The organism is Paracoccus methylovorus, assembly GCF_016919705.1.
Lineage (GTDB): Bacteria > Pseudomonadota > Alphaproteobacteria > Rhodobacterales > Rhodobacteraceae > Paracoccus > Paracoccus methylovorus.
Genome location: NZ_CP070368.1, coordinates 967,281 through 979,342, shown reverse-complemented (window position 1 = coordinate 979,342; position 12,062 = coordinate 967,281). Strand labels below are relative to the sequence as shown.

Below are 12,062 nucleotides of genomic sequence, written 5' to 3'. Positions count from 1 at the left end.
GATTAGGCGCGCATAGCCATACGTTCGGCATTCTGGGTCTCGGGTGCCGGATCGCGCAGAACATAGCCCCTGCCCCAGACCGTCTCGATACAGCTTTCCCCTTTCATCACGGCGGCCAGCTTTTTACGCAGCTTGCAGACGAAGACGTCAATGATTTTCAGTTCAGGCTCGTCCATGCCGCCATAAAGGTGATTCAAGAACATTTCCTTGGTCAGCGTCGTGCCCTTGCGCAGGCTGAGCAGTTCCAGGATCTGATATTCCTTACCGGTCAGGTTGACCGGGCGACCACCCACCTCGACCGAGCGCGCATCAAGATTCACCATCATCTCACCGGTGCGGATCACCGACTGGCTGTGCCCCTTGGACCGCCGGATGATGGCCTGGATCCGGGCGATCAGCTCATCGCGGTTGAAGGGCTTGGTCATGTAATCGTCAGCGCCGAATCCAAAGCCGCGCAGCTTGCTTTCGGTATCGTCCGAACCGGTCAGGATCAGTATCGGCGTATCGATGCGGGACATGCGGATCTGGCGCAGCACCTCCATGCCGTGCATGTCCGGCAGGTCCAGATCCAGCAGGATAAGATCGTAGTCGTAAAGCTTGGCAAGATCGATGCCCTCCTCACCCATGTCGGTGCGATAAACATTATAACTCGCATTCGTCAGCATCAGCTCGATGCTGCGTGCCGTGGTCCCGTCATCCTCGACCAAAAGAATTCTCATTATACTTCCCTCTTGTTAGCCGGTTTAGCAGCTACACCTGCCTGCAAAAGGTTAATATCGCGTTACTAGCATATTTATCAAATTTGTCTAAATTCATGGTTGCCGAAATCTTTGCAACTGCGTGACTTTCAATGCATCGCGCCCATGCCGCCGAAAAGCACTGCTCCAGGCGTCAAACTCTTCCTCGGTCAGCCCATAGCGTCGAATCGCCTCGTCCCGGGTCAGCAGACCGTAATGCACGGCATCGACCACCGTCGCCTTGCGGCTGGCGACCCAGCGGACCTGCGGTTCCGGTAGATCGGCCAGGGTCAGGACGCTGCCGTCGGGTAACATGACGGTGCGCAGCCCCGGGGTTTTCTTCAAAAACATCTTCAAGCCCCTGCTCTCCTGACCCGATCATGTGACAAACTCCTTAAGTCGAGGTGAAGTCGCGCAGGGTTTCCGGCCTCCTGCTCTTGAGAATTGCGGATTATTACCTATAAATGTCAGGAACTGCGGGGCGGAAAACGCGTGCCTGCGAAAGGACGATCCATGACAGCGCCAAGCACCCTTCAGCGCCCTGCCGCGCCAGCGTCGACCGTGAATTCGCTGGGCTTTCCCAAGCCCCCGGCGCAGACGCGCGTGGTCGTTGCCATGTCGGGCGGCGTGGACAGTTCGGTGGTGGCCGCGATGCTGGCCGACCAAGGGTATGACGTCATCGGCGTAACGCTGCAACTCTACGACCACGGGGCAGCACTGGCAAAAAAGGGCGCCTGCTGCGCAGGGCAGGATATTCACGACGCCCGCCGCGTGGCCGAGCGCGTGGGCTTTCCGCATTACGTTCTGGATTACGAAAACAAGTTCCGCGAATCCGTGATCGAGGAATTTGCCGACGCCTATCTGGCAGGCGCTACCCCGGTTCCCTGTATCCGCTGCAACGAGCGGGTGAAATTCCGCGATCTTCTGGAAACGGCGCGCGAGCTGGATGCCGATTGCATGGCGACGGGGCATTACATCCGCCGCTTCGACGGTCCCAAAGGTGCTGAACTGCATATGGCCGCCGATCCTCACCGCGACCAAAGCTATTTTCTGTTCTCGACCACGCAAGAACAGCTTGATTTCCTGCGTTTTCCTTTGGGCGGATTGGCCAGCAAGGCCGAGACCCGTGCGCTGGCGGCCCAATACGGGCTTTCGGTCGCCGACAAGCCCGACAGTCAGGACATCTGCTTTGTCCCGGACGGCAATTATGCCAGCGTGATCGAAAAGCTGCGCCCCGGTGCTGCCGACCCGGGCGAGATCGTGGACATGGATGGCAATGTGCTGGGCGCGCATCGTGGCGTAATCCATTACACCATCGGGCAGCGACGCGGCCTGGGCATCGGCGGCTTGGGTGATCCGCTTTATGTCGTGCGGCTGGAGCCCGGGTCCCAGCGTGTCGTCGTCGGCCCCAAACAGGCACTCGCCACCAAGATCGTACCCGTGACCGAGGTGAACTGGCTGGGCGACGAACCCTTTGCCGGTGAGATCCCGATTACCGCCCGCATTCGCTCAACCCGGCCGCCGAGTCCCGCCATCCTGCGAGTCACTGGCCAACGTCGGGCCGAGGTGGAACTGCTGGCCCCCGAAGAAGGGGTCAGCCCGGGCCAGGCCTGCGTCTTCTATGCCACCGAGGGCACCCGCGTGCTGGGCGGCGGCTGGATCTCGCATCGGCGCGGCAGCTGATCCTGCCGGATTCGCTCAGGCCGCCGCAGCCAGCAAGCGGATGCGTTCGACCATCGCACGAAGGCCATTCGAGCGTTGCGCCGAAAGATGCTCTTCCAGCCCCAGCCGGCCAAGTTCGGAAGCGGCATTGATTGCCGCCACCTCCCGCACCGACACGCCGGAATAAAGCGCATGCACGATGGCGATAAGTCCGCGCACGATCAGTGCATCGCTGTCGCCCTGAAAATCAAAGCGCCCCTCCTCGATCCGGGGCATGATCCAGACTTGGCTGGCGCAACCTTCAACCTTGGTGGCGGGCACCTGCAAAGATGCGTCCATGGGCGGCATGGCCTTGCCCAGTTCAATGACATGGCGATAACGCTCTTCCCAGTCCTCCAGGAAATCAAAGGTCTCGGCGATTTCTTCAAAGGCAGGCGTGGCCATCGGAGGCATCCTTTTTCGGCAGGCGGTCTTGGCATAGCGCGACAGGCTGCCAAGGTCAAAGAGGCTTTCGCGCCCGCCCAACTTGTCTTATCACTGCGCGCAAGACTTGGAAAAACGGGGGCAGCCTTCATGCGGTCAGGAACCTTGGGCACTCTTGCCTGTGCGATGCTCGTACTGGCCGGCTGCGGCCGTATGGGAGACAGCAGCCTGAACCCGTTTCGGTGGTTCGGCGGCAGCCACGCGGCGCAGCAACAAACGCTGGAGCCCAAAGGCGGCTATCCGATCGTGGCTCAGGACGGCCGTTTCGCGCTGGCTCAGGTCACAAGCGCGAAATGGGAACCGCTTTACGAGGGCCGGATGTTGGTCGTGACCGGACTTGCCGGAAGCAAAGGCTGGTGGGATGTCGCACTGGTGACCGAAGTGCCCATGCCCAAAGGCCGTATTCGCCCCGACGAAAACGGCGTGCTGCGGTTGCGGCTGGTCGGCAAGCCGCCGCTGCCCGACACCTTTGCCGCCGCCAATCCGCCAAGCCCGGCCAGTGACATGGTGACAGTCGCGCTGACCATTCCGAACGCCGCCGTGACAGAGCTGCGCGAGGTTGTGATCACCAGCGCAACAAACATCATTACCCTGCGCCGCTGACGCAAGGATATCCGACTGGGTTTTAGACTTCGGTAGCGTGCAATCCGGCCGGAGACATTATCGGCTGCACCGTTGCAATATGGGTATTTACACAACGAAGAATTTCAGGCGCACCCGGCCGTCTTCTTCGTTGCATAAATACCCTGACAGCACTGCTTCATCAGTTTGTCGTTAGTTGCCCGGCTATGACCGGTCAGGTCATCTTGCGCAGGTAAGTCCAGGTCGGCACACGCGCATTGCGTGCCAGAGACCAACTTTCCGCATCGCCCAGATATTCAAACCCGCAATTGGTCAGCACACGCGCCGAGCCCGGATTGTCCTGAAACGCTTCGGCAAACAATGTGCGCGAGCTGTGCGGATTGGCCTCAACCAGCGCCGAGACAGCCTCGGTTGCAAAGCCGGTGTTCCAGAATCCTGCGCCGATCCAGAAGCCGAGCTCCGACTGTTCCTGATCGATCCGCGTCAGCGAAACGACGCCCAGAACCTCGGCCAGTTTGTTGGCAGAGCCATCAATCGCCCAGACATCTTCGTCCCGATCATCCGACATGGCACGACGAACATAGGCTTCGGATGCGCCGGGCGGCAAAGGGTGCGGAATAGAACGGGTTCCCTCGGCCACGCGTCGATCGGCGGTGTAATGCGCGATGAGCCCGGCATCCGACGCCCTAAGTGGACGCAGAACAAAACGCTCGGTCACGATCTCGATCTGCCGCGCATGCGAGGAAATCAATTCGTTCATATCACTCTTCTCCCCAATCACTCGCAATCATATGGGTGCCGATCCCGAAAACGCGAAGGGGACCGGCTTTGGCCGATCCCCTTTTTTAACACCCGGGTGTTGAAATCGGCTTACTCGGCGGCCTCCAGATTGGCAGGAAGCACGGAAATATAGGTGCGGCCCTTGAGGCCCTTCTTGAAGGTCACATGGCCTTCGGTCAGCGCGAACAGCGTATGGTCGCGGCCCATGCCGACGTTCTCGCCCGGCCACCAGGTGGTGCCGCGCTGACGCACGATGATATTGCCGGCGACGGCCAACTGGCCGCCATAGAGTTTCACGCCGAGACGACGACCAGCCGAATCACGGCCGTTGCGGGACGAACCGCCTGCTTTCTTATGTGCCATGGCTCAGTCTCCTTCTGCCTCAGTTGGCGTCTTCGGCCGCAGCGACGGCTTCCGACTTTTTGGTTTTTGCCGGTTTCGTGGTCGGCTCGATCTTGGTACGGGCGCCCACGGCCGGTTTCACGTCGGTCTTGTCGGCGCCTTTTTCCAGCAGGTCCGTAATGCGGACCAGCGTCAGCTGCTGGCGGTGACCGCGGGTGCGCTGCGAGGAATGCTTACGGCGACGCTTGACATAGGTGATGACCTTGTCGGCCTTGATATTGTCGATGACTTCGGCCTGCACGGCGGCACCAGCGACCAGCGGTGCACCGACAGTGGCGCCGATCATCAGCACTTCGTTGAACTGGACCTTGTCGCCGGCTTCGGCGTTCAGTTTTTCGACACGCAGCACATCACCGGCCTGAACCCGGTATTGCTTGCCGCCCGTCTTGAGAACTGCGAACATTCCGTCTTTCCTTGCTCTGCCGCATCCTTTGGCCCCCGCTTTGCGGATCTTCATGGGGTCAAGCCCCGCCTTCGGACAGCGCACCCATTTCGTGGGTGAGGTTCAAAATAACACGCCGGCAACGGACATATGCCCGGCCGGTCGCGGGTATATCGCGGATTCGACCCGCCAAGTCAACCGAAATGGCGGCCTAGCGCCACAGATCACGCGCCTCGGCAGTCGAAATCTGCTGCGCCGGCCGCAGGCCGCCGGGCGTCTGGGACAAAAGCGGTGATGGGCGCGGATCGCTGCCCGCAAAAACGCCGCGCGCGCGGTTATGCGGATGCTGCGGCGCCTCGTCGATGGACAGCACCGGGGCGGCGCAGGCATCCGTTCCCTCCAGCTCAGCCGCCCAGTCGTCGCGGCTGCGCGCCGCGATGCGTGTGGCCAGGATCTGGCGGAGTGCCAGCCAGTTCGCAGGATCGGCGCGGTCCGGTAGATCTGTCGCATCAAGGTCCAGCCGCTGGATCAATTCGGCCCAAAATTGCGGCTCAATGGCACCGATGGCAAGAAAGCCGCCGCAGGCACAGCGATAGCAGGTGTAATAGGGCGCACCACCATCCAGCAGGTTCGCCCCGCGTTCGTCCCGCCACAGGCCATTGACCCGCAACCCCGAGATCATCGCCATGAGATGCGCCACCCCATCGGTGATCGCGGCATCGACGACCTGACCTCTGCCCGTCTCGCGTGCATGCAGAATCGCCGCCAGCATGCCCGAGACCAGATACATCGAGCCAGCGGCGAAGTCGCCGACCAGATTCAGCGGCGGTACCGGATGATCGCTAGGGCCGATGGCATGCAGCGCCCCGGTGATCGCCAGATAGGTCAGGTCGTGTCCGGCCGTATGCGCAAGCGGGCCAGTTTGTCCCCAACCGGTCATCCGGCCATAGACCAGTTTCGGGTTTTCCAGGAAATCGGCGGGGCCAAGGCCAAGCCGCTCCATCACCCCCGGTCGCATGCCCTCGATCACCGCGTCGGCGCGACCGATCAGGTCGCGTGCAAGGTCGCGTCCCTCGGGCGATTTCAGATCGAGCTCCAGCCAGTTCCGGCCGCGGTCGAGCACATCGCGTTTCATTGGAAATATCTGCGGCGATCCGGGGCGGGCGATGCGGATCACCTGCGCGCCATGATCGGCAAACCACATGGCCGAGAACGGGGTCGGACCGATACCGGCGATTTCGACGATGCGCAGGCTGGAGAGCGCGCCGCTCATGACTGCCCCCTGCTGCAACACGCCGCAAAGGGATGGCAGGGCAGATACCCGGATCGTAAATGGCTCATTTGCGGTCAATCACTTGCAAGATAATTGGCATTATTCCCCGTCGTGCTGTGGCGCGTCGCCGGACCAAGTAAAAAGCAAGCGTAATCCTGTTTCAAGACGCCAATCGACCGCTATGGGTAGGTGCCAAATCTGGTCAAAAATATTCCAGACATTTTAGATATATCATGTCTTGCGAGGAGATGCCCTCCCCACGAGCGTTGGCTCGATTTCTTGTGAAGTTATAGAATGATTCTTTGTTTTTCGGCCTTGGTTACCGCCCTGTCAGTGGCAGGTCGTGCCACTATTACACGCGGTACGACCGACACCCATGTTGTAAATGCGACGCCCCAAGGGGCCCAGGTTAAAATGAGCGATAGGTAAACCTGTACTAGCATTCATGCACTTTCAAGGTCCCACATAAATCGGAACTAAATATTCTTGTTGCAAAAAACGGTTGTAAGCCGCAGCAAACCCGGGGCACTAACCGCGTTGCCGGAGGCGGCAGTGCCGCGATGGCCGGCAATGTGCTTGTCGGAGGCATTATCGGTGCTGGCGTCGATGCCAGCAGTGGTGCCGTGCTGGAACTTGTGCCGAACCCCGTCGAGGTCCAGCTTGAGTGCCGGAGATGACCTGATCAAGGCAGATGCCCCGGAAGGCTCCGGCATCCACGCAGTTAGAATGGACTAATTAATCACGATAGACGGTCTCGGAAGCAAGCCTACCACGGGTAAAGACGCAGGCACCGGATGGGCCACCGGCGACCAGCGTATCGATGTCCTCGGCCGCATGATATTGAGGTTGGCCGGCACACCCTTGCGGATTGTGTAATCGCCCAGTCTCATCAACTTCGCGGGAACATCGGTTATCATGGCATAGGCAGTTGCCAGTTCGTCCCCCTTCAAATGCCCGGCCAGCAGGGTCCAGCGCGCCATTTCAAGCATATCGCCAGAGCCGGTCGGAACGAAGGGGTCCTGGATATTGTCCGAAACGGTAGCAATCGGAACTCCGGACACTGCGACTGTGCAAGCCAAGATGACCTATCTTGAAAAGAAGGCCGATACATCGGCGCTAGTGACCCGGCTCAGCAAGCTGAAAGCCAAGATGGGCCGAGTGCAGGGTGACGCCCAGAACGGCGATGCATCGACCGAGGCGTATCAAGTTTTTATAACAAACCCTTGGCAGATGCCTCGGCGCCGTGCCGCACGGTACGTGACCGCTGCCCTGACACGGCCCGAGAGAAGATACCGGATGCCCGCAGACCAGCGCGCACCCCGTCACCGGGACTTAGGCAAAAAGCTCGCGGCAGAAACTCAGACCGTCGATCAGCGCATCGACCTCGGCACGGGTGTTATACATCGCAAAGCTGGCGCGTGCCGTGGCACTGACGCCAAAGAAATCCAGCAAAGGCATGGCGCAATGCGTCCCCGCCCGCACCGCGATGCCGCGCTTGTCGAGGATCGTCGAGATATCATGGGCATGCGCGCCCTGCATCGTCATCGAAAAGATCGCACCCTTATCCGCCGCGTCGCCCTGCACCGACAGCCAGTTCAGGCTGCGCAGCCGCTCACGCGCATAGTCACGCAAATCCCGTTCATGCGCGGCAACATTCTCCATGCCCAAGGCCATCAGATATTCCAAGGCCGCGCCCAGACCGATCTGGTTGACGATGCCGGGGGTCCCGGCCTCAAACCGCAGGGGTGGGTCGGCATAGTCGACCGTGTCGCGGGTGACAGTGCGAATCATGTCGCCGCCCCCCATGAAAGGACGCATCTCGGCCTGCCGCTCGGCCCTGATCCAGATCGCGCCCGACCCCGACGGGCCATAGAGCTTATGCCCGGTGATGCAGTAAAAATCGACGCCGAGTGCCTGAAGGTCAACGGGCATATGCACGGCGGCCTGACTACCATCCGCCAGCACCGGCACATGCGTGCCGCGCGCGATGGTGCCGACATCCACCACGGTGCCAGTCACGTTCGACATATGGGTGACGGCGATCAGTTTCGTCCTGGGTCCCACGGCTGCCAGCACCTTTTCGGGCGGCAGTGAACCGTCCGCCTCGGGTTCGACCCATTTGATCTGCACACCCTGGCGTTCGCGCAGGAAGTGCCAGGGCACGATATTGGCGTGATGCTCCAGAACCGACAGCAGAATCTCGTCGCCAGCCTGAAGCCGCGGTGCCGCCCAGCCGTAGGAAACGAGGTTGATCCCCTCGGTCGCGCCCGAGGTAAAGATCACCTCGTCTTCGCGCGGTGCGTTCAGGAAACGGGCGATGATGGCGCGGACCCGTTCATAATTCTCGGTCGCGAGATTGGACAGGAAGTGCAGGCCGCGATGCACATTGGCATATTCGGCCTCGTAGGCGCGCGTCACCGCATCGATCACCGCGCGAGGTTTTTGCGCCGAGGCTCCGTTGTCCAGATAGACCAGCGGCCGACCGTTCACCTGACTGGCGAGGATCGGGAAATCGGCGCGAACCTTGTCTATGTTGAAGCTCATGGTGTCACCTCGGGGACAATGCCGAACGCGGCGGCGATCAGCGATAGCACGAAGCCAAGCACAAAGATGCTGCCGATCAACCCCACCACCACCTTAGCGGTATTGGTGAACCCATGCAGCGCCTTGGTCATGGTCACGGCAAGATAAAGGAACAGGCCAAAGGCCAGCATGGAAAGCATCGTCGCGGTGGCTGGAAACAGCAGCATCATCACCACCTGCACGGCTTGCAGCCCGACCAGCATCAATTCGACCCAGCCCACCGCCAGAAGCGCATCGGCAAAATTGCCGTGGCCACCGAAAAGCCGCCCGATATGCGCCACGAACAGTGCCGACAACGCCATGGCGCCAAACTGGATGCCAGCCAGCGTCATCGGTTCGGACAGCATGCGCGAAACGAGGTTGTCGACTTCGATCGGGAACAGCAACAACGACAGCCCGGCAAGCAGCGTCGACAGCGACACCGCCAGCAACAGCACCATCCAGCGCGTGACCATCGGCAGATCCAGCCCGCGCAATACGCGAATCGCCGCATCGGGATCACGCAGGGTCAGGACCATCAGATCGCCAAGATCGCCCAGTTTCATCTATGCCCCGCCAATGCGCCCAGTCCCGCGCCCCATATCACGAGAAAACCCAGACCCGCCACCGCCCGCGTCAGGCCAAGTGCCGCACCGGGACCGACCAGACCGGCAGTTATCCCCGCCAGCAGCATGGCCGGAGCCACTGCCAGCAAGGCCCAGAACAATGCCAGGCGCGACTCCAGCGGTGCCACCGGCCAAGGCGTCAGCCGGGACAGCGCAGAAACAAGCGCCGCCAGCGCATAAGCCAAAAGCGGCATCATGAACATCACCGCCAGCAGCGCCCCGCCCATGCGCGCGCCCAAGGGCACCTCGGGTTGCAACTGCGCGGCACGGGCATGACCCGGCGCCTGTGCGATCAGAAAGATCAGCATCGCCGCCATCAGCACGACGATCAGCGCCCGGTCGGGCATGCCGCGCAGGGATTTGACCACCCTGCCCGGCGCCCACCAGCTTTCAAGGATGCGCGGAACGATACCAGTCCGGCTCATGCCTTGCTCGGATTACCCGCGCGCTCGGTCAGCCAGTCTTCCAGCCGGCCAAGGATGTCGTCGCGCAGCCGGTGATCGTCGATCTCGTCCAAGGCATCGGCCAGGAAGGACAGCACCAGCAGCACAACGGCGCGTTGCTTGGGCACCCCGCGCGAGCGCAGATAGAACAGCGCCGTTTCATCCAATGCGCCGGTGGTCGAGCCGTGCGAGCATTTGACGTCGTCGGCATAGATCTCCAGCTCGGGCTTGGCGAGGAACTGGCTGCCCTCGTCCAGCAGCAAACCTTGGCTGATCTGGTAGCCGTCGGTCTTTTGCGCACCGGGCTTGACCAGGATCTTGCCCTGGAAGATGCCCTCGGCCCCGTTCTTCAGCACCTTTTTATAGACCTGCCGGCTTTCGCAACGCTCGGCGGCATGGGTGACAAAGACGGTGTCGTCATGGTGGAAGGCGCCGATATCGCCATCTCCCAGCACGGCAGCAGCGATATGGGCTACCGCATCGTTGCCGGCGATGTCGATCACCGACTCGTTGCGCATCAGCCGGCCATTGACCGAAAGCGAGAAGGACTTGAACAGCGCCTCATCCGCGACGCGGGCAAAGATATGGCCCAGGCCCAGCTTGGGATCATTGGCACGCTTGGCGCTGATGTGATGGAAACGGGCGCCTTTGCCCAGATCCGCCTCGAGCACCACGTTCGAGCGCGCCCCGATCGCGCCGGTCTCCAGCAGCGTCAGTTCGGCCCCGTCCTCAAGCTTGACGACGTGATGCAAATAGACATCGGCATCCGCCGCAGAACGGCGATAGGTGATATGGACCGGACGCGAAGGCTTGCCGGTGACACGGATCAGCACGCCCTCGGGGGCGGCGAGCGTGTTCAGCGTCGCAAAAGGCCGTTTGACCGGGATCTGTCCCGCGGCTTCAAGCTGACCGTAAACCCCGACCGCCCAGTGATCCGCAGCCCCTTCGACCGCGGCAAGGCTGTCGATCTCCAGGCCCTCGGCTTCCAGCGCATCCGAGGCCGTGGCATCGAAACGCCCGTCCACGAAAACGATATTCAGCCGCTCGATCCCCGTGAACAGGGTCGAGCTATCGGCCGAGAATTCGACCGGTGCGGGCCGGGCGGCATTGAATGCCGCCGGATCGGTATAGCGCCAGTATTCGTCACGCGCGCCCGGCAGGCCCATGGCCTGCAGCCTCTGTGCCGCATCCTCGCGCGCGGCACGGGTAAAGCCGCCTTGCGGCAACTTCAGCGCATCCAGACGCGCGGCCACCGCCGCGTCTCCGGGACGGACCTTGCCCTCGACCGCAGGCACCTGCGCGGCAAGAACAGCCGTATCCGCCATCACCCGACCTCCGCCAGCAGATCGCCATAGCCGTTCTCTTCGACCTCAAGCGCAAGCTCGGGCCCGCCAGAGCGAACGATGCGGCCATCCGCCATGATATGCACCACGTCGGGTTTGATGTGGTCGAGCAGCCGCTGATAATGCGTGATCACCAGAAAGGCGCGGTCGGGCGAACGCAACGCATTCACGCCTTCGGCCACCAGCCGCATCGCATCGACGTCCAGCCCGGAATCGGTTTCGTCCAGGATGCACATGCGCGGCTCAAGCATGGCCATCTGCAAGATCTCGTTGCGCTTTTTCTCGCCGCCCGAGAAGCCCACGTTGACCGGGCGCTTCAGCATTTCGGCGTCGATCTTCAGCGTCCGGGCTTTTTCGCGGATCAGCTTGAGGAAATCGGCCGCGCTCAGTTCTTCTTCGCCGCGCGACTTGCGCTGCGCGTTCACGGCGGTGCGCAGGAAGGTCATATTACCGACGCCCGGGATCTCGACCGGATACTGGAAGGCCAGGAACAGGCCGGCGCTGGCGCGCTCTTCCGGCTCCATCTCCAGCAGGGCTTCGCCGTTCAGCGTCGCCTCGCCCTCGGTCACCTCATAGCCGTCACGGCCCGACAGCACATAGGACAGGGTCGATTTCCCCGAGCCGTTCGGCCCCATGATCGCATGGACCTCGCCGGCCGGGACGGTCAGATCGACGCCTTTGAGGATCTGTTTGTCCTCATCCTCAAGCTTGACGTGCAGATTCTTGATTTCCAGCATAGTTCGGTTCCTATTCGACACTTGCGGCGGCGTCCAAGCCGGACACCTCC

15 protein-coding genes are annotated in these 12,062 nt (G+C 61.5%); 2 read left to right on the top strand and 13 right to left on the bottom strand.

Annotation, left to right across the window (positions count from 1 at the left end; translation table 11 throughout):
- Positions 1-2: 2 nt before the first annotated feature.
- Positions 3-719, bottom strand: a complete 717-nt coding sequence (ctrA, locus tag JWJ88_RS04910) for a response regulator transcription factor CtrA (RefSeq protein ID WP_205294984.1) — start codon at positions 717-719, stop codon at positions 3-5.
- Positions 720-812: 93 nt separating this feature from the next.
- Complete coding sequence (gene sciP, locus JWJ88_RS04905; protein ID WP_205294983.1) at positions 813-1,088, bottom strand: CtrA inhibitor SciP; 276 nt, start codon at positions 1,086-1,088, stop codon at positions 813-815.
- A 162-nt stretch (positions 1,089-1,250) separates the two neighbouring features.
- On the opposite strand from sciP, the gene mnmA reads away from it, so the two are divergent.
- Positions 1,251-2,420 carry a tRNA 2-thiouridine(34) synthase MnmA gene (gene mnmA / locus JWJ88_RS04900; RefSeq protein ID WP_205294982.1) on the top strand — a complete coding sequence of 390 codons (1,170 nt, stop codon included), beginning with the start codon at positions 1,251-1,253 and terminating at the stop codon, positions 2,418-2,420.
- Positions 2,421-2,435: 15 nt separating this feature from the next.
- Here mnmA and JWJ88_RS04895 read toward each other — a convergent pair whose 3' ends face one another.
- Positions 2,436-2,843 carry a SufE family protein gene (locus JWJ88_RS04895; protein WP_205294981.1) on the bottom strand — a complete coding sequence of 136 codons (408 nt, stop codon included), beginning with the start codon at positions 2,841-2,843 and terminating at the stop codon, positions 2,436-2,438.
- A 129-nt stretch (positions 2,844-2,972) separates the two neighbouring features.
- Between JWJ88_RS04895 and JWJ88_RS04890 the strand changes: the two genes are divergently transcribed.
- On the top strand, positions 2,973-3,485 hold the full coding sequence (locus tag JWJ88_RS04890) for a hypothetical protein (protein ID WP_205294980.1): 513 nt from the start codon (positions 2,973-2,975) through the stop codon (positions 3,483-3,485).
- A gap of 193 nt (positions 3,486-3,678) precedes the next feature.
- Here JWJ88_RS04890 and JWJ88_RS04885 read toward each other — a convergent pair whose 3' ends face one another.
- The 10 genes from JWJ88_RS04885 to sufC form a co-directional block, all read right to left on the bottom strand.
- The gene (locus JWJ88_RS04885; protein ID WP_205294979.1) at positions 3,679-4,224 is read right to left on the bottom strand and encodes a GNAT family N-acetyltransferase; all 546 of its coding nucleotides are present in this window, start codon (positions 4,222-4,224) and stop codon (positions 3,679-3,681) included.
- A 110-nt stretch (positions 4,225-4,334) separates the two neighbouring features.
- Positions 4,335-4,607, bottom strand: a complete 273-nt coding sequence (gene rpmA, locus JWJ88_RS04880; protein ID WP_205294978.1) for a 50S ribosomal protein L27 — start codon at positions 4,605-4,607, stop codon at positions 4,335-4,337.
- 19 nt (positions 4,608-4,626) lie between these two features.
- Positions 4,627-5,103, bottom strand: coding sequence for a 50S ribosomal protein L21 (rplU, locus tag JWJ88_RS04875; RefSeq protein WP_407673890.1), 477 nt, complete (start codon positions 5,101-5,103; stop codon positions 4,627-4,629).
- A gap of 136 nt (positions 5,104-5,239) precedes the next feature.
- On the bottom strand, positions 5,240-6,301 hold the full coding sequence (locus tag JWJ88_RS04870; protein WP_205294977.1) for a CaiB/BaiF CoA transferase family protein: 1,062 nt from the start codon (positions 6,299-6,301) through the stop codon (positions 5,240-5,242).
- Between the two features lie 731 nt (positions 6,302-7,032).
- A complete protein-coding gene (locus tag JWJ88_RS22120) occupies positions 7,033-7,362 on the bottom strand; it encodes an amidohydrolase family protein (RefSeq protein WP_353143036.1) in 330 nt (109 codons plus the stop codon).
- A gap of 271 nt (positions 7,363-7,633) precedes the next feature.
- The gene (locus tag JWJ88_RS04860) at positions 7,634-8,845 is read right to left on the bottom strand and encodes a cysteine desulfurase (RefSeq protein WP_205294976.1); all 1,212 of its coding nucleotides are present in this window, start codon (positions 8,843-8,845) and stop codon (positions 7,634-7,636) included.
- Positions 8,842-9,429, bottom strand: a complete 588-nt coding sequence (locus JWJ88_RS04855) for a YIP1 family protein (protein WP_205294975.1) — start codon at positions 9,427-9,429, stop codon at positions 8,842-8,844. The genes JWJ88_RS04860 and JWJ88_RS04855 overlap by 4 nt, the downstream gene beginning before the upstream one ends.
- Positions 9,426-9,914, bottom strand: coding sequence for a hypothetical protein (locus JWJ88_RS04850; RefSeq protein ID WP_205294974.1), 489 nt, complete (start codon positions 9,912-9,914; stop codon positions 9,426-9,428). Before JWJ88_RS04850 ends, JWJ88_RS04855 begins: the two co-directional genes overlap by 4 nt.
- Entirely contained in the window at positions 9,911-11,257 is a 1,347-nt protein-coding gene (locus JWJ88_RS04845) for a SufB/SufD family protein (RefSeq protein ID WP_205294973.1), read from the bottom strand. Before JWJ88_RS04845 ends, JWJ88_RS04850 begins: the two co-directional genes overlap by 4 nt.
- Positions 11,257-12,012 (bottom strand): Fe-S cluster assembly ATPase SufC, encoded by a 756-nt coding sequence (gene sufC / locus JWJ88_RS04840; protein ID WP_205294972.1) that lies wholly within the window; start codon positions 12,010-12,012, stop codon positions 11,257-11,259. The genes JWJ88_RS04845 and sufC overlap by 1 nt, the downstream gene beginning before the upstream one ends.
- Positions 12,013-12,062: the final 50 nt, after the last annotated feature.

Coding starts and splice junctions, on each gene's coding strand:
- ctrA (WP_205294984.1), bottom strand. CDS start 719: ATGAGAATTCTTTTGGTCGAGGATGACGGGACCACGGCACGCAGCATC.
- sciP (WP_205294983.1), bottom strand. CDS start 1,088: ATGTTTTTGAAGAAAACCCCGGGGCTGCGCACCGTCATGTTACCCGAC.
- mnmA (WP_205294982.1), top strand. CDS start 1,251: ATGACAGCGCCAAGCACCCTTCAGCGCCCTGCCGCGCCAGCGTCGACC.
- JWJ88_RS04895 (WP_205294981.1), bottom strand. CDS start 2,843: ATGGCCACGCCTGCCTTTGAAGAAATCGCCGAGACCTTTGATTTCCTG.
- JWJ88_RS04890 (WP_205294980.1), top strand. CDS start 2,973: ATGCGGTCAGGAACCTTGGGCACTCTTGCCTGTGCGATGCTCGTACTG.
- JWJ88_RS04885 (WP_205294979.1), bottom strand. CDS start 4,224: ATGAACGAATTGATTTCCTCGCATGCGCGGCAGATCGAGATCGTGACC.
- rpmA (WP_205294978.1), bottom strand. CDS start 4,607: ATGGCACATAAGAAAGCAGGCGGTTCGTCCCGCAACGGCCGTGATTCG.
- rplU (WP_407673890.1), bottom strand. CDS start 5,103: ATGAAGATCCGCAAAGCGGGGGCCAAAGGATGCGGCAGAGCAAGGAAA.
- JWJ88_RS04870 (WP_205294977.1), bottom strand. CDS start 6,301: ATGAGCGGCGCGCTCTCCAGCCTGCGCATCGTCGAAATCGCCGGTATC.
- JWJ88_RS04860 (WP_205294976.1), bottom strand. CDS start 8,845: ATGAGCTTCAACATAGACAAGGTTCGCGCCGATTTCCCGATCCTCGCC.
- JWJ88_RS04855 (WP_205294975.1), bottom strand. CDS start 9,429: ATGAAACTGGGCGATCTTGGCGATCTGATGGTCCTGACCCTGCGTGAT.
- JWJ88_RS04850 (WP_205294974.1), bottom strand. CDS start 9,914: ATGAGCCGGACTGGTATCGTTCCGCGCATCCTTGAAAGCTGGTGGGCG.
- JWJ88_RS04845 (WP_205294973.1), bottom strand. CDS start 11,257: ATGGCGGATACGGCTGTTCTTGCCGCGCAGGTGCCTGCGGTCGAGGGC.
- sufC (WP_205294972.1), bottom strand. CDS start 12,012: ATGCTGGAAATCAAGAATCTGCACGTCAAGCTTGAGGATGAGGACAAA.